The organism is Streptomyces tibetensis (assembly GCF_040647715.1).
In the GTDB taxonomy this organism is placed as follows: Bacteria; Actinomycetota; Actinomycetes; order Streptomycetales; family Streptomycetaceae; genus Streptomyces; species Streptomyces tibetensis_A.
This window is the reverse complement of sequence record NZ_JBEZCR010000009.1, coordinates 205,374-223,420: the sequence shown is the minus strand read 5'-3', so window position 1 is coordinate 223,420 and position 18,047 is coordinate 205,374. Positions and strand designations below refer to the sequence as shown.

Genomic DNA, 18,047 nt, shown 5'->3' with positions numbered 1-18,047 from the left:
GGTGGGGACGGCCCGGCCGGGTCAGGCGGCCGTGTACCCGAGTTGACGGCGCATGTAGGGAGTCATGAGGCTCTTCGCCTTGGCCAGGGTGGTGGTGCGGCTTCCGAGGACGGCGGAATCGCCGCCCGGCACGGGCAGCACGGTCAGTCCGTCTGCGGACCCGAAGGGCACGATGAGCGGGGTGCGCCGGGTCGGGCGGTAGAGGCGCGGTTCCCTGCGGTGCTTACCCGAACTCTGCAGGTAGGTACGGATGTTGTGGGCGGCGGTGTCGGCCTGGGCGAGGGCGGCGGGGGTGACCTTGAGTTCGCTGACGTCGTTCACGTCGCCGACGGCGAACACGTCCAGCCGGCCCTCCACACGGAGCGTCCGGTCGACCTTCACGCGGCCGGCCGGGTTGAGCCAGTCGCCGTGCCCGGCCAGACGCAGCCAGAGCGTGTTGGGGGTGGTGCCCGTCGCCCAGAAGGACAGGTCGGCCTCGACGATCGTGCCGCGGGCGTCGCGGTAGGTGCCGAAGTCGGTGCCGGGTGACATGAAGGAGTCGAGCAGCACCTCGACATCGTGGGACTGGAGCCAGGCCAGGGCCTTGCGCCCCGGGCGGGCGTTGCCCGCGGAGTCGAGCAGCGCGGACCCGGAGTGGGCGAGGGTGACCCGGGCGTCCGGGCGGGCCAGGCGGATCTCGGCGCTGAGTTCCACGCCGCCGGGACCGCCGCCGACGACCAGGACGTGCTCGGCCGTGGCGACGTCGCGCTGGTGCTCGGCGAACGACGTGGCCGCTTCCTCCGTGGTGGTGCCGGTGAAGCGGGCCGGCTCCGGGTAGTCGGCGCCGGTGGCGATCACGACCACGTCGTACGGCAGCCGCTCGCCGGTGGCGAGGACGACCTGCCGCTCGGCGGTGTCGATGCGGACGGCCTTGCCGGTGACCAGGCGCCCGTGCCGCAGCAGCCGGTCGTAGGGGATGAAGGGTGTGTGCGTCCACTCGGGGTGCACGCCGGCGCGCAGGGAGGCGACGCGGTGGAAGAAGACCTCCTTGCGGTCCACCAGCGTGACCCGGGCCGTGCTGTCGAGCCGCCTGGCCAGCCGGACACCGGCGTAGCCGCCGCCGATCACCACTACGTCGCCGTCGTACACGCCGAGTCTCCTGTGCCTGGTGGGGGGAAGAGGGCCGCCGCGGACGGGCCCCGCTCGGATCGACCCCGGCGGCCACTCGACTGACGTGACAGTAGCGATTGAGACTTAAAGGGATCCCGAGGTTCCGTGCATGTTCCGTGAAGGGATCGGCACCTGAGCGGGCGTCACTTCCCCCAGATCTTCCGGTAGGCCTCCCGGTAACCCGACGGGTCCCAGGCCGTGGCCCCTTCGCTGTTGTCGGCCGTCGCGATGTGCACCGGGGCCACGTACCCGCTGTGGGGGCGGCCGGAGAAGGCGCGGTTGAACTCGTCGACGATCTGCCAGCCCTGCAGGGACAGCGGTTCGGGCACGGTGGCGGCCTGGTACTGCTCACTGTTGACACGCTGGAACGCGGACGGGTCACCGTCGCCGGCCCCGATGTTGAAAGGCGGGCCGGAGCCCTTCTCGCCGGCGGCACGGAAGGCGGGGGCGGCGTCGGCGAAGTACAGGTCGTTGATGGCCACGGAGTGGGTCCAGCGGTCCTGGAAGCGGGAGAGCAGGGAGGAGATCTCCCGCGGGGTTCGGCTGCTCGCGTCGGGGATCGGGATGTTCTCCACCGAGAGCAGCCTCACGCCCTGACAGGCGGCCAGCTCCTCGCGGATCAGGTCGGACTTGTTCCGGGCGAAGGGGATCGACGCGTCGGTGATGAGCACGACCCCGGCGCGGCCGTCGGAGTCGGAGATGATCCACTGCGCGCTGACGCGGGCCACGTCCTGGACGCGGGTGGTGACGTTGGTGAAGAGGTCGGGCCGGCGGCTCGGGCCGGGGTCGGGGACCGCGTGCCAGCCGATCAGCGGGATGCGCTGGGCGTTGGCCCGGGCGGTCTGCTGGGCCGTCGAGTCGGGGTCGAACCCGCCGATGACGATGCCCGAGGGCCGCAGGGCGACGGCTTCGCTCATGGCCGCCTGAATACCGGCCGGGGTGCCGCCGCCGTCGATCACACGGACGTTCCAGCCGATGGCGCGTGCGGCGTCGCGCACTCCCTCGGCCGCGCCCGCGACACCGGGGTTCGTCATGGTCTGGGCGACGTAGACGAGGGCCTTGCCGGCGACCGCCCGGGGGCCGCTGGCGGGACCGCCCCAGGGGATGTCGGTCCGCTCCGCCCGGGCGACGGCTTCCCGGGCCCGGGTGTGGACGGCGGGGCAGCCGCTCGGGCCCGTGGTGCTCTCGTCGGAGTCTTTGGAGGAGCCGCGTTCGCAGCCGGTGAGGACGGCGACCGTGGCCAGCAGGGCGCAGGAGGCGAGCCGCGCGGCGCGGACTGCGGGGGCGGCCTTGCGGGTGTGGTGCACGGGAGCTCCAGTGAGGGTCGACGCGGCGGGGCGGGCCGTGGGTCAGGGCGGGGCCGTGCCGCCCTCCCGCGCGGGAGGGTATGGGGGTGGCGTGGCGGGCGCGTCGCGGGCCACGCCGCCGCGCAGCCGGCGGCGGGCGGCGTATCCGGCCAGGCCCACGGCGATGAGCAGGGTGCCGCCGTTGAACAGCGGGACCGTCCAGAACTCGGCGCCCAGCTGCGCGATGCCGGTGAGGCCGACGGCGAGCACGGCGACGGCGACGACGGTGCCCAGGGCGTTGGGCCGGCCGGGCTTGATCGCCGTGGAGCCGAGGAGTGCGCCGACGAAGGCGGGCAGCAGGTAGTCGAGGCCGACGCTCGGGTTGCCGATCTGCTGCTGGGCGGCGAGCAGCACCCCGGCGAAGCCGACGATCAGGCCCGAGGCGGCGAAGGCGTAGACGGTGTACCTGCGGGTCGGGATGCCCACGAGGTCGGCGGCGCGCGGGTTCGACCCGACGACGTACAGGTAACGGCCCAGCGGCAGCCGCTCCAGCACCAGCCAGAGGGCGGCCGCGAGGGCGAGCACGTAGAAGGCGGGAACCGGGAGCCCGAGGAACGAGGAGTCGTAGAGGTCGGTGAACCCGGGGGGCAGGCCCTGCGGGCCGGGGACGATCCGGCCGCCGTCGGTGATCCAACCGGTCACGGCGTACATCATGCTGCCGGTGCCGAGGGTGGCGATGAAGGAGTCGATCCTGCCGAACTCGACGATGACACCGTTGAGGACGCCCACGACCAGCCCTCCGGCGAGCACGGTGAGGCAGGCGAGCGGCCAGGGCCAGCCCTCGTTGACGACGAGCTGCAGCACCAGCACATGGGCCAGGCCCAGGCCGTAGCCGATGGAGAGGTCGAACGCGCCGGTGACGACGGGCACCGTCGCGGCGAGCGCGAGGACGGCCGGGATCGACTGGTTGGAAAGGATCGAGTCGAGGGTGTCCAGTGTGGGGAAGGTGTCCGGCAGGGCGAGGGAGAAGGCCAGGTAGAGCAGGGCGGTGAGGGCGAGCAGGCCGTAGGCACCGATGTGGTGGCCGCCGGGGCGGCGCCGCGGCGGGGGCGGGGGCGTCACCGGTGCCCGGCCGGGGACGGGGGCATGGCCGAGGCCGCCCGGGTGAGACCGGTGACGGTGAGCGCGGGGCCGCTCAGTTCCGCCGTCACGGTTCCGCGCACGAAGACCAGCGTGCGCCGGCACACGCTCGCCACCTCCTCGAAGTCGGTCGACAGCAGCAGCACCGCGAGGCCCGCCTCCAGCGCCTGGTGGAGCAGGCGGTGGATCGCGGCCTTGGCGCCGACGTCGACGCTCGCGGTCGGCTCCTCCAGGATCAGCAGCCGCAGGTCCGTCCGCAGCCAGCGGCCGAGCATGACCTTCTGCTGGTTGCCGCCGGACAGGGTGGCGATGGGCGTCTCGCTGTCGCGCGGGCGCACCGAGAAGCGGTCCATCAGGGCGGCGGCCCGGAGCCGTTCGCCGCGGGGGCCGATCCAGCGTGGTGCGGGCGCACCCCCCGCGCGGGGATTGGCCAGGAGGTTCTCCCGTACGGTCAGCTCGGCGAGGCAGCCCTCCCGCAGCCGGTCGCCCGGCACCAGGCCTACCCCGAGGGAGACGGCCTCCGCGACCGTACGGGGGCGGTACGGCTGTCCGTGCAGGACGGCCCGCCCGCCCCGGAGGGGGCGGGCACCGGCGAGGGCGCGGCCCAGGTCCATGTGCCCGGCGCCGGAGAGGCCGACCAGGCCGAGGACCTCCCCGGCGGCGAGTTCGAGGGCCACGGGCCCGGTCCGGGCGGTGTGCACCCCCTCCAGGCTCAGGACGGGGGGTGCGCCGGCCGTCGTTCCGGTACGGCGGTGGGCGGCCGGTTCGTCCGCCTCGCCGACGATGTCGCGGACCAGACGCGCGGGGCTGCGCTCGGCGAGCCGGCCGTGGCTGACGACCCGGCCGTCGCGCAGGACGGCGAAGGTGTCGGCGACCCGGTGGACCTCGTCCAGGCGGTGGCTGACGTAGAGCAGGGCGTGGCCGCGGTCGCGCAGGTCGTGCAGGACGCGGAAGAGCCGGTCGCAGTCCGCGGCGGGCAGGCGGGCGGTCGGCTCGTCGAGGACGATGAGCCGCGCGCGTGCGGCGAGGGCCCGGGCGATCGCCACCAGGGAGCGGTCGGCCGGCGCGAGGTCGGACACCGGCGTGTCCGGATCGAGGTGCGCGGCGACGGTCCGCAGGACCTCGACGCAGCGCGCGCGGGTGCGCCGCCACGAGATCAGCCCCGACCGGCGCCCGTACCCGGTGGTCAGGGCGATGTTTTCGGCCACCGTCATCCACTCCACGAGACCGAGGTCCTGGTGGATGAACGACATCGCCCGGGTGGCGGTCGGGCTGCCCAGGGGTTCCCCGGCGACGGTGACCTGCCCCGCGTCGGCGTGGTGGACCCCGGCGAGGATCTTGATGAGGGTGGACTTCCCGGCGCCGTTGGGGCCGAGGAGGGCCAGGACGCTGCCGGGGTGGACCTCGAGGTCGGCTCCGGCCAGCGCGACGGTGCCGCCGAACCGCTTGCTGAGTCCGCGGATCCGGACCAGGGGTTCCGGCCCGAAGGGCGAAGCCGTCTCCGGGGGCGTGTCGGGAGCGTCGCGCACTCGATCAAATTACAGCATTCCGGGCATTTTCCGGCCTGCTACGGCTTTGATGGCCCGTGGCCTCCCCGGTCCCCCGCCGATGGTCGCGTCACGCCGCGCCGAGTTCGCACTCGGCCCAGATGACCTTGCCCTCGGGCAGGTAGCGCGTGCCCCAGCTCTGCGACAGCTGCGCGACGAGGAACAGGCCGCGTCCGCCCTCGTCCGTGCTGGCCGCCCGACGCAGGTGCGGTGCGGTGTTGCTGGCGTCGGAGACCTCGCAGATCAGGGTCCGGCCGTAGAGCAGCCGCACCCGGATGGGCGCGGCGCCGTGCCGGACGGCGTTGGTGATCAGCTCGCTGAGGATCAGCTCCGCGGCGAACGCGGTCTCCTCCAGCCCCCGGTCGGACAGCCACCGCACGGCGGCCGCCCGGACCTCGCCGACGAGGGCCGGGTCGGCGGAGAGCTCCCAAGTGGCGATCCGGCCGGGATCCAGGGCGTGCACGCGGGCGACGAGCAGGGCGATGTCGTCGTGCGGGTGCGCGGGCGCCACGGTGTCCAGGACCGCCTGGCAGGTCTCCTCCGGGGCGCGCCCGGGATGGGCCAGGGCCGCGCGCAGCTGCTCCAGGACCACGTCGACGTCGCGGTGCCGGTCCTCGATGAGCCCGTCGGTGTACAGCACGAGCTGGCTGCCCTCGGGAAGGCCGACCTCGACGGCGTCGAAGGGCAGGCCCCCGAGACCCAGCGGAGGCCCGGCCGGCAGGTCGGGGTAGGTCACGGCGCCGTCGGGGTGGACGAGCGCGGGGGGCGGGTGGCCGGCGCGGGCCATCAGACAGGTCTGGGCCGCCGAGTCGTAGACGGCGTAGAGGCAGGTCGCGCCGATGACGCCGGCGCCCTTGCCGTCGGGGTCCTCCCGGTCGAGGCGGCCCACGAGGTTGTCCAGGTGGGTGAGGACCTCGTCCGGCGGGAAATCAAGCTCGGCGAAGCTGCGGGCGGCGGTGCGCAGCCGGCCCATGGTGGCCGCGGAGAGCATGCCGTGGCCGACGACGTCGCCGACGAGGAGACCGACGCGGGCCCCGGGCAGGGGGATGACGTCGTACCAGTCGCCGCCCACGTCGGACTCGGCGGGCAGGTAGCGGTGGGCGACCTCGACGGCGTCCTGGTCGGGCAGGCCGTGCGGGAGGAGCCGGCGCTGGAGGGCCAGGACCATGGTGCGTTCATGGGTGTAGCGCCGGGCGTTGTCGATGGACAGGGCGGCGCGGGAGGCCAGTTCCTGGGCGAGGGAGCGGTCGTCGTCGCCGAAGGAGCCCTCCGCGCGGTAGAAGCAGGCGACGCCCAGGACGACACCGCGCGCGAGCAGGGGCACCGCTATGAGGGACTGCACGTGGGCCAGCAGCCGTGCGGTGGGCTCGGGGTCCTGGGCGAGCCAGCCCTCGGCGGCCTTCAGGTCCGGCTCCAGCACGGCCTCGCCGCTGCCGAGGCAGCGCAGCTGGGGCGTGGCCGGTCCGAAGTCGATGCGCTTGCCGGCCGGCGTGAAGGGCAGGCCCTCGCGGATGCCGTGGACGACCGTGCGGCGCAGGTCGGCGAGGGGGTCGGCGGACTCCTCGCCGCGCAGCACGGCGTCGGGCAGGTCGATGGTGACGAAGTCGGCCAGCCCGGGGACCGCGGTCTCGGCCAGTTCCTCGGCGGTGCGGCGCACGTCCAGGGTGGTGCCGATGCGGGTGCTGGCCTCGGACAGCAGCTCCAGACGCCGCCTCGCCGCGAGGGCGTAGGCCCCGACCTGAGGCTCCCCCAGCATCACCAGTCCCCGGGCCGGGAAGGCGTCCCCGGACTGCCGCTCGTCCGCGGTGCTCCTGCCGCCCTCGGCCGCGAGGGCCCCGTCGGACTCGGCAACGCCCCGGGCCTCGCCGCTCGGGACGCCCGCACCCGGCTCGACGCGAGGCCGACCGCCGTCGGCCGCGGCAGGCCCGCCGGTGCTGGGCGGATGATCCGTCGCTGCGGGGGTGTTCGGAGGGTGATCCACCGCCGCAGGCGCGGCGGGGGGCGGGTCGCCGTTCGCCGGGGCGGTCCTCTCGGTGCCCGTGGCCACCCGGAGGCCGTCGGTGCCGTCAGGGCCCGCCGTCGCGCCGTCTCCGTCGGGCGGCCCGGCCAACCGGGGGGATACGGCGAGGTGCCCGGTCGGCAGGGTGAGCGCCGGGCGCGCGGCGGAGAGCGCGACGGCGGGGGCGCCGAGGCCGGACGGCTCATCCGTCTGGTGCGGTATGACGAGGGGATGCCCTGCCGGGAAGTCCGGCAGCAGGGCCTCGATGGCGAACCCCCGGACCCCGGAGCCGCTCGTCACCGGACGGCTCACCAGCGTCACCCGCCGGCCGTCGGGCAGGGTCACCTCGGCGGCGCCGCGCTGCGCACCGGAGATCAGCTCGGCGGCCTTCTCCCGAAGGATCGCCTGGTCACGGGGGTTGAACTGGTTCACCAGCGCGTCCAGCGCCACACCGTGGTGCGGACCGGCGGCCCGGGCTCCGGTGGCCAGGTACGTCCGCAGCAGGGCCTGCTCGCGCGCGGAGCTCTGCCCCAGCAACCGCCGCTCGATGCCCTCGGCGGCCCGGCGGATGGCGACCCCCAGCCCGGGCCGCTCGAAGGTGCGCGGATAGCCGAGACACAGGACGCCCTCGATACGACCGCTGAGCGGGTCCCGTACGGGCATCGCGACGCAGGCGTTCTGCTGGGAGCGCTGCGCGAAGTGCTCGGCGCCGTAGACACGGATGAGCTGCCGTTCGGCCAGCGCCAGTCCGATGCCATTGGTACCGGCGACCTGCTCGGCGAACACGAACCCCGGGACGACCTGGATGGCCGGGAGGCTCCGGGCCATCGCCGCGTCCCCGAAGCGGCGCAGCAGGACCGTGCCGTTCGCGTCGGCGACCGAGATGTTGACCTGGCTGCCGGCGAACGTGGACTGCAGCCGGTCGAGCACCGGCACGGCCGCCCGGACGATACGGCCGCCCGCGTCGAAGTCCTCCCGGTAGGGCAGGTCCGATGTGTCCGGCGACAGCCCCAGGGACCGGCAGCGCTGCCACGAGTTCAGGATGGACGCCCGCACACCCGTCTCGACGAGCTCGCCCTGCAGGAACAGCTCGCGCAGGCTGGCGGGCCCCGTGCCGTCCGTCGCACGCCCCGCCGGCCTGGGTTCCTCGCCGGACCGACCCACGCTTCGCCTCACTTGCGCCCGCGGTATATCCGCTGCTCCCAAGAGAATCTGGCATTGATGAGGATACGGGCATTACGGGCGGGCGTCACGGCGCGCCGGGGCCGGCGGCCGGGAGCCGGGGCGACACCCCGTGCTCACCCCAGGAAACTCAGGCGCACCTTGCGTTCCGGGTTGTCCTTGTTGGTGTCCACCAGGCACACGGACTGCCAGGTGCCGAGCTCGAGCCGGCCGCCCAGCACGGGGAGGGTCGCATGGGGCGGGACGAGGGCGGGCAGGACGTGGTCGCGGCCGTGGCCGGGGCTGCCGTGCCGGTGCTGCCAGCGGTCGTCGGCGGGCAGCAGGCTGTGCAGCGCGGCCAGGAGGTCGTCGTCGCTGCCGGCTCCTGTCTCCAGGACGGCGATGCCGGCCGTCGCGTGCGGGACGAAGACGTTGAGGAGACCGTCGCGGCCGGCCGCCGCGTCGCGAAGGAAGGCCTCGCAGTCGCCGGTGATGTCGAGGACGCGCTCGGCGGCACCGGTGCTGACGTTCAGGACTCGGGTCGTGAAGACATCTGACATGCCCTCCATCCTGACGCACGCGCCGGAGTTTCTCCGGGTCCTGCCGGGCCGGGTGGCGATACGGGCGTCCCACTGATCGAGACGCCATTGACCGTGCGCATGCCAGCTGGCTAGGTTCGGCCGCATGTTGCGTTCAGCCCTGCTCACCACGCGCGGTCACATCGACCTGCTGCGGGTGGCCTCCGCCGCGTGTCGCCGCGGCTGCTGACGCCCCTCTCCCCCTCTCTTCTCTCTTCGCCCTTCCGGCCTCCTCGCCTGCGTTCCGCCTGTCCGCCGATCGCTTCCGATCGCATGGCACGGCGGCGGTGAGGCGCGCTTTCCCCGGCCCGCGCTCTCCCCCGTGGATCACTCATGAGCATCAGTCATGCCCCGCCCGTGTCCGAAGAACCCGATATTTCGTCTGTATCGGTTTCCGATCTCGACCTCCAGCCTCTCGTCCCCACCTCTTCCCGCCACGCCCGCGTCCCGCGCTGGCTGCGCCGCACCACCGGCCCGGTGCTGCTGCTGGCGTTGTGGCAACTCCTCAGCAGCACCGGCGCGTTGCCGCCCGACGTGCTCGCCTCACCCAGCCGGATCGCCCGGGTCGGCGCAGACATGCTGGCCGACGGTTCACTGCCCACGGCCATGGGCACCTCGCTCCAGCGGGTCGCCGGCGGGCTGCTGTTCGGCCTCGTCGTCGGCACCGGACTCGCCCTGCTCTCGGGCCTGTTCCGGATCGGCGAGGATCTCGTGGACGCGCCCGTGCAGATGCTGCGGACCGTGCCGTTCGTGGGGCTCATCCCGCTGTTCATCATCTGGTTCGGCATCGGCGAGGCCCCCAAGGTCGCCATCATCACGCTCGGCGTGACCTTCCCGCTCTATCTCAACGTCTACGCCGGAATCCGGGGAGTGGACGCCCAGTTGATCGAGGCCGGCGAGTCCCTCGGACTGTCGCGGTGGGGACTGGTGCGGCACGTCGTCCTGCCCGGTGCCCTGCCGAGCGCCATGACCGGCCTGCGCTACTCGCTCGGCATCGCCTGGCTCGCACTGGTCTTCGCGGAGCAGGTCAACGCCGACTCCGGCATCGGGTTCCTGATGGTGCAGGCGCGTGACTTCCTGAGGACCGACGTGATCGTGGTCTGCCTCGTGGTCTACGCCTTCCTCGGCCTGCTCGCCGACTTCATCGTCCGCTCTCTCGAAAAGGTGCTGCTGCAATGGCGACCGACGTTCACCGGCCGGTGACCCCCCAGGCGGTCCACGTCGAGGGCCTGACCCGTTCGTTCGACGGCCGGGCCGTCATCGACGACCTGCGCGTGGACGTCCGGCCGGGCGAGTTCGTGGCCCTGCTCGGCCGCAGCGGCTGCGGGAAGTCGACGCTGCTGCGCATCCTCGCCGGGCTCGACCGTGACATCGAGGGCACCGTGCTGGTACCCCGCCGCAAGGCCGTCGCCTTCCAGGCACCGCGGCTGATGCCGTGGAAGAAGGTGTGGCGCAACGTGCTGCTCGGTCTGCCCGGCAAGCCCGAGCGCGCCGTCGCCGAGCAGGCTCTGGACGAGGTCGGCCTCGGCCACCGCACGGACGCCTGGCCCAAGACCCTCTCCGGCGGTGAGGCCCAACGTGCCTCCCTGGCCCGGGCGTTGGTGCGCGAACCCGATCTGCTGCTGCTCGACGAGCCGTTCGGCGCGCTCGACGCCCTCACCCGGATCAAGGCCCAGCGGCTCGTGGGTGAGTTGTGGCAGCGCCGGGGCTGCGCGGTGCTCCTCGTCACCCATGACGTCGAGGAGGCCGTGCTGCTCGCCGACCGCGTCCTGGTGATGGACCGCGGGGTCATCGCCCATGAGCAGCGCATCGACCTGGACCGCCCGCGCGACATCACCGACCCCCGCTTCGCCGCCCTGCGCGCCGGTCTCCTCGAACGCCTCGGCGTCGAGGCGACAGCCGCCGAAGCCGCCTGACCCTCCCCGCGTACCGCCAGTACGCCCGTACGACCCACATGAACGGAACCATCATGCGACGACGACGCCTCTCCCCCGCCGCCCTGCTCCTGCCCCTCGCCCTGCTCCTCACCGCCTGCGGCGGCACCTCGGCAGCCGGCACATCGGAGGGCCGCGTCGACGGCAAGGGCTCCGTGACACTCAATGTGGGTGATCAGAAGGGCGGCTCGGAGGCCATCCTGCGGGCCGCCGGGGAACTGAAGAACCTCGACTACAAGATCAAATGGTCGACGTTCACCTCCGGCCCGCCGCTGTTGGAGGCCATCAACGCCGGGGCCGTCGACACCGGAGGCGTCGGCAACACCCCGCCGGTCTTCGCGGCCGGTGCGGGTTCGAAGATCAAGGTGATCGCGGCTTGGCACGGCACGTCCAAGGGCGACACCATCCTCGTCCCGAACGACTCCCCCCTGAAGAGCCCCGAGCAGCTCAAGGGCAGGTCGGTGGCCGTGGCACAGGGTTCCTCCGCGCACTTCCAGCTGGTCGCCTCCCTGAAGAAGGCCGGGCTGAAGCTGAGCGACATCAAGGTCAAGTACCTCCAGCCGGCCGACGCCCTGGCGGCGTTCACGTCCGGCAAGGTCGACGCGTGGGCGGTGTGGGACCCGTACACCTCACAGATCCTCCAGGGCAGGCAGGGGCGGGTGCTGACCGACGGCGACGGCGTGACCAACGGGCACACCTTCCAGGTCGCGTCCCCGGCGGCCCTGAAGGACAAGAAGAAGGCAGCCGCCATCAAGGACTACCTGGAGCGGCTGCGGCGCGCCTACACCTGGGTGTACGACCACGAGGAGGAGTGGGCGAAGGTCTGGGCCGAGGACACCGGGCTCCCGAAGGACGTGGCGCTGGCCGCGGTGAAGCGCACCTACACGACCCGGATCGCGGTCGCCGTCGACAAGCCGCTGATCGCCTCCGAGCAGGAGATCGCCGACACCTTCACGGCGTTGAAGCTCATCCCGCGCAAGGTCGACTTCGCCGAGTTCACGGACACGCGCTTCAACGACGGCCTGCCGCCGTCGACGACGCGGGCACGCCCTTCCACCGGTTCGTGAGGCGGCCGTGGGAAGATCCATCACCCCGCCGCGGTTAGTAGAAATGTGAACAACACGCCCGAGGTCGAGGTAGTCGTCATAGGCGCAGGTCAGGCCGGTCTGGCCGGCGCCTATCACCTGCGCCGATCCGGTTTCGAGCCGGACCGCGACTTCGTCGTGCTGGACCACTCCCCCGGCCCCGGCGGCGCCTGGCAGTTCCGCTGGCCGTCGCTGACGTACGGCAAGGTGCACGGCATGCACGCGCTGCCGGGCATGGAGCTCACGGACGCGGACCCCGCGCGACCGTCGGCCGAGGTGATCAGCGCGTACTTCGACCGCTACGAGCGGACCTTCGACCTGCGGGTCAGGCGCCCGGTGGACGTTCGGGCCGTGCGGGAAGGGCCGGGCGGACGGTTGCTCGTGGAGACCTCGGACGGCGTGTGGTCGCCACGGGCGCTGATCAACGCGACCGGCACCTGGGACCGGCCGTTCTGGCCGCGTTATCCGGGCCAGGAGACCTTCCGGGGACGGCAGTTGCACACCGCGCAGTACCCCGGGCCCGAGGAGTTCGCGGGGCAGCGGGTCGTGGTGGTCGGCGGCGGCGCGTCCGGCACCCAGCATCTGCTGGAGATCGCCTCGTACGCGTCGGCCACCACCTGGGTCACGCGGCGGCCGCCCGTCTTCCGGGAGGGGCCTTTCGACGAGGACGCGGGCCGCGCGGCGGTGGCGCTCGTCGAGGAGCGGGTACGGCAGGGGCTGCCACCCCGCAGTGTCGTCTCGGTCACCGGCCTGCCGCTCAACGACGCGATCCGGCAGGGCATCGAGGACGGGGTGCTCGACCGGCAGCCGATGTTCGACCGGATCACTCCCACCGGAGTCGAGTGGGCCGACGGTCGCCGCCTCGACGCGGACGTCATCCTCTGGGCCACCGGCTTCCGCGCCGCGATCGACCACCTCGCCCCGCTCCGGCTGCGCGCCCCCGGCGGTGGCATCCGCATGGAAGGCACGCACGCGGCCGCGGACCCCCGCATCCACCTCGTCGGCTACGGCCCTTCGGCCAGCACCATCGGAGCCAACCGGGCCGGACGCGCGGCCGTACGGGACATCAGGCAGCTGCTGGAGCGCGCGCCGGCCGCGGCATGACAGGGCGGGTCCAACGGGTCGGTGAGGCTCGGGAGACCCAGCCGCGCAGATACAGGCCGGGGCTGTCACCCGGCCGCCGGGGCCCCGCTCTTCTTGCTCAGCGCGTTGAACTCCGCGACGTTGCGCTGGTGCTCCTGGTAGTCCGCCGTGAACCGGGTGTCGCCCGGGCGGACGGTGACGAAGTACAGCCAGTTGCCCGCGGTCGGATTGACGGCCGCGCGCATCGCCTCCTCGCCCGGGCTGCCGATCGGGGTGGGAGGCAGGCCCATGCGCTGGTACGAGTTGTAGGGGCTCTCGATCCGGGTGTCGCTCTCCGTCGTGCGAACGGAGGAGCGATTGAGGGCGTAGTTGATGGTGGAGTCCATCTGCAGGGGCATGCCGCGTTCCAGACGGTTGAAGATGACCCGGGCCACCTTCCCCATGTCGGCCCTGGTGGCGGCCTCGGCCTGGACGATGCTCGCGATGGTGACGGCCTGGTACACGTTCATGGCGTTGCGCTGCGCCCCGGCGGCGATGGGCGCACCGTTGAACTTCTCGTTCGCGGTGTCGACCATGAGCGCGAGGAGCTTGTCCGGAGTGGTCTTCTCCTGGATCCGATACGTGGCCGGGAAGAGGTAGCCCTCCGGATTGCCCTCGGCGTCGTTGGGCAGTTTCAGCGCGGCCCTGTCCAGGGACTTCTTCGTACTGCCGGCAGGCAGGGCGAGGGCCTTGTCGACGGCCGCGTAGATCTGGCTCGCGCGCCGGCCCTCCGGGACGGCCAGGGTCGTGGGCCGGCTCTCCCCCTCTGTCCCGGCCCGCAGGGTCAGCAGCGGCACCGCCACGGCGGTGCCGACCACGACGGCTCCGGTCGCGACGAGGACGATGCGGCCCCTGCGCGTCAGTCGAATCGTGCTCCGTGGCGGAGTGTTCTTCTCCATGCGGGCACGGTAACCCCCATATCGCCATAAACCCGGCATATTTTCATCTTGTCGGCTCCAGTTGGGCGTCCCGGCGTACGAGTGCCGCGTACCGGCCGCCCTCCCCCATGAGGTCCTCGTGCGTACCGCGTTCGACCGCGCGGCCCGCGTCGAGGACCACGATCTGGTCGGCGCCGCGCACGGTCGACAGCCGGTGGGCGATGGTGAGGGTGGTGCGGTTGGCCGACAGAGCGTCGATGGCGTCCTGGACGGCCGCCTCGGTCCGGGTGTCCAGCGCGCTGGTGGCCTCGTCGAGGATGAGGACCGGCGGGTCGCGCAGGATGGTGCGGGCGATGGCCAGCCGCTGCTTCTCGCCACCGGAGAAGCGGTGGCCGCGCTCGCCGACGACGGTGTCGTAGCCGTCGGGCAGGGCCGCGATGTGATCGTGGATCTGCGCCGCCTTCGCCGCCTGGTGAAGCTCCTCGTCGGTGGCGTCGGGCTTGGCGAAGCGCAGGTTCTCGGCGACCGAGGCGTGGAAGAGGTACGTCTCCTGCGAGACGACGCCGACCGCGCGCGCCAGCGTGTCGAAGTCGAGGTCGCGAACGTCGGTCCCGTCGAGGGTGACGCGGCCGCCGGTGACGTCGTAGAGCCGGGGCACGAGGTAGCCGAGGGTGGACTTGCCGGCGCCGGTGGGGCCGACGACGGCGAGGCTGCCGCCGGCCGGGACGGTGAGGTCGATGCCGTCGAGAACCGGGCCGCCCTTGTCGTCGTAGCCGAAGGAGACGTTCTCGAAGCGGACCTCGCCCTTGATGCGTTCGAGACGGACCGGGTCGGCCCGCTCGGTGATGTCGATCGGGAGGTCGAGGTACTCGAAGATGCGCTGGAACAGGGCGAGCGAGGTCTGGATCTGCACCCCGGTCGACAGCAGGCTCACGGCCGGGCGGAACAGGCCCTGCTGGAGCGAGACGAAGGCGACGATCGTGCCGATGGAGACCGCGGGGCCGCCCAGCTGGAGGGCCATGCCGGCGGTCCAGTAGATGACGGCGGGCAGGGCGGCCATGACGATCGTGATGACCGCCATGCGCCACCGGCCGGCCATGTTCGACCGCACCTCCAGGTCGACGAGCTCCTCGGACTCGTCGGCGAAGGACTTCGTCAGCGAGTCGGAGCGGCCCATCGTGCGGCCGAGCAGGATGCCGCTGACGGAGAGCGACTCGGTGACGGTGGCGGCCATGGCGGCCATCTGCTTCTGGCGCTGGGTGGTGATCTTCCGGCGTTCGTTGCCGACCCGGCGGCTGATCCACACGAACACCGGCAGCAACAGCAGCGAGACGACCGTCAGGCGCCAGTCGAGGGCGATCATCGCGACGATGGTGGCGACCACGCTGGTGACGTTGGAGACCAGGGAGGTCGCGGTGGAGGTGACGGTGGCCTGCATGCCGCCGATGTCGTTGGCGATGCGGGACTGCACCTCACCCGTGCGGGTGCGCGTGAAGAAGGCCAGGGACATGCGCTGGAGCCGGCCGTAGACCGCGGTGCGCAGGTCGTGCATGACGCGCTGGCCGACCGTCGTGGAGATCAGGGTCTGGAGGACCCCGAAGACGCTGGTGAGGACGGCGCTGAGGATCATGCCGAGGGCGAGCAGGCTCAGCAGGCCCGTGCGCCCTTGCGGGATCGCGACGTCCAGGATCTCCTTCAGCAGGAAGGGCGTGGCGACCGAGACCAGGGACGCGGCGCCGACCAGCAGGCCGACGATCGCGAGGCGGCCCCGGTAGGGGCGGAAGAGGCCGAGGATGCGGCGGACCTGCCGGGGCTGCTCCTTGGAGTCGGCCGGTGGGGTCCAGGGGGCTTCACGGTCGGGATGCATGGGCTCCTACGAGGGATGCGGCGGATCGGATCACAGCTCATTGTTACCTATGCTCACAATGAACTGCATCCTGATATTGTTCCCGCATGACCACGCCCGACGCCGACGGCCTGCTCGCCGAGCAGTTGCTGCGGCTCACCCGCCGGGTGCACCGCATCCAGAAACGCCATCTGGAGCACCGCGACCTCGGCATCACCCCGGCCCAGTCCAGGCTGCTGCGCACGCTCGCACACTGGGGCTCGCCGCCGCGCATGGCCGATCTTGCCGAGCGCCTCGAGGTGGTGCCGCGGGCCGTGACGACGCTGGTCGACGGTCTGGAGGCGAGCGGCAAGGTGCGACGGGTCCCGGACCCGGCGAACCGGCGGGTGATCCGCATCGAGCTCACGGACGACGGCCGGGGCGCGCTGCGCGAGCTGCGGGCTGCGCGCAGGTCGGCCGCGGAGGAGATCCTCGCGCCGCTGACGGAGGCTCAGCGGGAGGCGCTCGGGGGTCTGCTGGACACGCTGATCGACGGGACGCCGGTGCAGTCCTGCTGACAAGGCCGGAGCGGCGGCAGCCGGACACCGGCACGGCCCCGCCGGCCGGCCGGCGGGGACACGGCAGCGGATCCCAGGCCCCGCCGGCTTAAGGGGGGAGCGCGGCAGCGGATCCCGGGGCCCTGCCGAGCCCCGGGGCCCCGGGGGGCGGAGCGCGGCAGCGGGCCGCGGTCACCGCTCGTCCTGTCCGTGCGGTGGCGCGGCCCGATGCCGTTCGGGTCAACCGGCCTCGGGAGCGGGCTCCTTGAGGTCCTCGGTCTTCTGGGCCGGGATGTCCGGCACCGGTGTCCCGGCGCCGACCACGGCAGCGGCGCCCTTCTGGGTGCCGACCGGCACGGAGACGTCCGCCGCGTCAGGGGCGCCCTTCCCGGCCTCGTCCGGATCCGGGGCGTCCTCCCCGTCCAGCGTCCTCTTCGCCCGGTCGATGTCCAGGGCCCCCTCCCAGCGGGACACCGCGAAGACGGCGACGCAGTTGCCGAGCAGGTTCGTCACGACGCGCATCGAGTCCATGATGCGGTCCACGCCGAGCAGCAGCGCGACGGCTCCGGCGGGGATCGCTCCGAGGGACGAGGCGGTCGCGGACAGGGCGAGGAACGCCGAACCCGGAATGCCCGCCATGCCCTTGCTGGTCAGCATCAACACCAGCACGACCGTGATCTGCTGGCCGAGGCTGAGGTCCACGCCCACCGCCTGGGCGATGAACAGCGTGCCGATGGACAGGTACAGCGAGGCGCCGTCGAGGTTGAAGGAGTAGCCGGTGGGGAGCACCAGCCCCACGGCGTCGTCGCGGGCACCGGCCCGGCGCAGCTTCTGCATGACACGGGGCATCACCGACTCGGTGGACGCGGTGCCGAGCGCGAGCAGCATCTCCTCGCGGATGTAGCGCAGGAACTTCCAGAGGCTGAGCCCGGTGACGGCCTTCAGGGCGACGGCGAGCAGCGCGACGAACAGCGCCGCGGCCACGTAGCAGAGCACGATGAGCTTGGCGTACGTCCTCATCACGCCCAGGCCGTAGTTGCCGACCAGATGGGCCATCGCGCCGAACACCGCGAGCGGGGCCAGCCGCATGATGAAGCCGACGATCGCGAAGATGACCTCCTGGGCCTGCTCGATCGCGGGCAGGATCTTCGGCACCTTGGTGTGCCCGAGGTGCAGCAGGGCGGCGCCCACCAGGCAGGCCAGGATGAGGACTTGAAGCAGCTCGTTCTCGGCGAAGGCGCCGAGGAAACTCTGCGGCAGCGCGTTCAGTACGAACTCGGCCGTCGAGGGAAGGTGGCCCCCGCCCGTCGTCTCGTTGACGGCCGCGGTGTTCAGCGAGGAGGGGTCGACGTTCATGCCCTTGCCCGGGCCGACGACGTTGGCGGCGACGAGGCCGATGACCAGCGCGGCCGTGGAGGCGATCTCGAACCAGATGAGGGCCTTCACCCCGATCCGGCCGAAAGCCTTCAGGTCCCCGGCCTTGGCGATGCCGACGACGACCACACAGAACACCAGCGGCGAGATCACCGTCTTGATGAGGCGGGTGAAGCCGTCGCCGAGCGGCTGGAGAGCCGTGGCCGTGTCCGGCCACAGCTTTCCGACGACGATTCCGAGGACGAGCGCGCAGGTGACCTGCGCGAAGAGCGAGGTGCGCAAGGTGCGGGCGACGCGTCGCGGGAGGGACGGTACGAACGGCGGCACGAAGCCTCCTAGGGGGACGGGACACACAGAAGCCGGAGGAGACTTCTGTGATACGGAAAGGAGATTCCGCTTCCGACACCCTGAA

Annotated in this window: 15 protein-coding genes; 6 read left to right on the top strand and 9 right to left on the bottom strand. The window is 72.4% G+C overall.

Going from position 1 to position 18,047, the window contains the following annotated elements; all coding sequences use genetic code 11:
* Window positions 1-21 precede the first annotated feature (21 nt).
* The 6 genes from AB0B29_RS24750 to AB0B29_RS24725 form a co-directional block, all read right to left on the bottom strand.
* Window positions 22-1,128, bottom strand: a complete 1,107-nt coding sequence (locus AB0B29_RS24750) for an FAD-dependent oxidoreductase (protein WP_362243593.1) — start codon at window positions 1,126-1,128, stop codon at window positions 22-24.
* A 164-nt stretch (window positions 1,129-1,292) separates the two neighbouring features.
* Entirely contained in the window at window positions 1,293-2,456 is a 1,164-nt protein-coding gene (locus AB0B29_RS24745; protein ID WP_362243590.1) for a substrate-binding domain-containing protein, read from the bottom strand.
* Between the two features lie 42 nt (window positions 2,457-2,498).
* Window positions 2,499-3,557, bottom strand: coding sequence for an ABC transporter permease (locus tag AB0B29_RS24740; RefSeq protein WP_362243587.1), 1,059 nt, complete (start codon window positions 3,555-3,557; stop codon window positions 2,499-2,501).
* Window positions 3,554-5,104, bottom strand: a complete 1,551-nt coding sequence (locus AB0B29_RS24735) for a sugar ABC transporter ATP-binding protein (RefSeq protein ID WP_362243584.1) — start codon at window positions 5,102-5,104, stop codon at window positions 3,554-3,556. Before AB0B29_RS24735 ends, AB0B29_RS24740 begins: the two co-directional genes overlap by 4 nt.
* Before the next feature lie 88 nt (window positions 5,105-5,192).
* On the bottom strand, window positions 5,193-8,285 hold the full coding sequence (locus AB0B29_RS24730; RefSeq protein ID WP_362243582.1) for a SpoIIE family protein phosphatase: 3,093 nt from the start codon (window positions 8,283-8,285) through the stop codon (window positions 5,193-5,195).
* 134 nt (window positions 8,286-8,419) lie between these two features.
* Window positions 8,420-8,842: a YjbQ family protein gene (locus AB0B29_RS24725; protein WP_362243579.1), complete on the bottom strand. Its 423-nt coding sequence runs from the start codon at window positions 8,840-8,842 to the stop codon at window positions 8,420-8,422.
* Window positions 8,843-8,966: 124 nt separating this feature from the next.
* Between AB0B29_RS24725 and AB0B29_RS24720 the strand changes: the two genes are divergently transcribed.
* The 5 genes from AB0B29_RS24720 to AB0B29_RS24700 all read left to right on the top strand — a co-directional run bounded on the left by AB0B29_RS24720 (window position 8,967) and on the right by AB0B29_RS24700 (window position 12,983).
* Complete coding sequence (locus AB0B29_RS24720; protein WP_349817350.1) at window positions 8,967-9,050, top strand: putative leader peptide; 84 nt, start codon at window positions 8,967-8,969, stop codon at window positions 9,048-9,050.
* A 143-nt stretch (window positions 9,051-9,193) separates the two neighbouring features.
* Window positions 9,194-10,063: an ABC transporter permease gene (locus AB0B29_RS24715; RefSeq protein WP_362243576.1), complete on the top strand. Its 870-nt coding sequence runs from the start codon at window positions 9,194-9,196 to the stop codon at window positions 10,061-10,063.
* Window positions 10,036-10,776: an ABC transporter ATP-binding protein gene (locus tag AB0B29_RS24710; protein ID WP_362243573.1), complete on the top strand. Its 741-nt coding sequence runs from the start codon at window positions 10,036-10,038 to the stop codon at window positions 10,774-10,776. Before AB0B29_RS24715 ends, AB0B29_RS24710 begins: the two co-directional genes overlap by 28 nt.
* 53 nt (window positions 10,777-10,829) lie before the next feature.
* Complete coding sequence (locus tag AB0B29_RS24705) at window positions 10,830-11,861, top strand: ABC transporter substrate-binding protein (RefSeq protein ID WP_362243570.1); 1,032 nt, start codon at window positions 10,830-10,832, stop codon at window positions 11,859-11,861.
* 45 nt (window positions 11,862-11,906) lie between these two features.
* Complete coding sequence (locus AB0B29_RS24700) at window positions 11,907-12,983, top strand: NAD(P)-binding domain-containing protein (protein WP_362243568.1); 1,077 nt, start codon at window positions 11,907-11,909, stop codon at window positions 12,981-12,983.
* 65 nt (window positions 12,984-13,048) lie between these two features.
* Here AB0B29_RS24700 and mltG read toward each other — a convergent pair whose 3' ends face one another.
* Both mltG and AB0B29_RS24690 read right to left on the bottom strand, forming a co-directional pair.
* A complete protein-coding gene (mltG, locus tag AB0B29_RS24695; RefSeq protein ID WP_362243565.1) occupies window positions 13,049-13,900 on the bottom strand; it encodes an endolytic transglycosylase MltG in 852 nt (283 codons plus the stop codon).
* A 43-nt stretch (window positions 13,901-13,943) separates the two neighbouring features.
* Window positions 13,944-15,746: an ABC transporter ATP-binding protein gene (locus tag AB0B29_RS24690; RefSeq protein ID WP_362243563.1), complete on the bottom strand. Its 1,803-nt coding sequence runs from the start codon at window positions 15,744-15,746 to the stop codon at window positions 13,944-13,946.
* Window positions 15,747-15,832: 86 nt separating this feature from the next.
* On the opposite strand from AB0B29_RS24690, the gene AB0B29_RS24685 reads away from it, so the two are divergent.
* The gene (locus AB0B29_RS24685) at window positions 15,833-16,282 is read left to right on the top strand and encodes a MarR family winged helix-turn-helix transcriptional regulator (protein ID WP_362243560.1); all 450 of its coding nucleotides are present in this window, start codon (window positions 15,833-15,835) and stop codon (window positions 16,280-16,282) included.
* Between the two features lie 219 nt (window positions 16,283-16,501).
* On the opposite strand, the gene AB0B29_RS24680 is transcribed toward AB0B29_RS24685, so the two are convergent.
* Window positions 16,502-17,962, bottom strand: a complete 1,461-nt coding sequence (locus AB0B29_RS24680; protein WP_362243558.1) for a cation:dicarboxylate symporter family transporter — start codon at window positions 17,960-17,962, stop codon at window positions 16,502-16,504.
* Window positions 17,963-18,047: the final 85 nt, after the last annotated feature.

Coding starts and splice junctions, on each gene's coding strand:
- AB0B29_RS24725 (WP_362243579.1), bottom strand. CDS start 8,842: ATGTCAGATGTCTTCACGACCCGAGTCCTGAACGTCAGCACCGGTGCC.
- AB0B29_RS24720 (WP_349817350.1), top strand. CDS start 8,967: ATGTTGCGTTCAGCCCTGCTCACCACGCGCGGTCACATCGACCTGCTG.
- AB0B29_RS24715 (WP_362243576.1), top strand. CDS start 9,194: ATGAGCATCAGTCATGCCCCGCCCGTGTCCGAAGAACCCGATATTTCG.
- AB0B29_RS24710 (WP_362243573.1), top strand. CDS start 10,036: ATGGCGACCGACGTTCACCGGCCGGTGACCCCCCAGGCGGTCCACGTC.
- AB0B29_RS24705 (WP_362243570.1), top strand. CDS start 10,830: ATGCGACGACGACGCCTCTCCCCCGCCGCCCTGCTCCTGCCCCTCGCC.
- mltG (WP_362243565.1), bottom strand. CDS start 13,900: ATGGAGAAGAACACTCCGCCACGGAGCACGATTCGACTGACGCGCAGG.
- AB0B29_RS24690 (WP_362243563.1), bottom strand. CDS start 15,746: ATGCATCCCGACCGTGAAGCCCCCTGGACCCCACCGGCCGACTCCAAG.
- AB0B29_RS24685 (WP_362243560.1), top strand. CDS start 15,833: ATGACCACGCCCGACGCCGACGGCCTGCTCGCCGAGCAGTTGCTGCGG.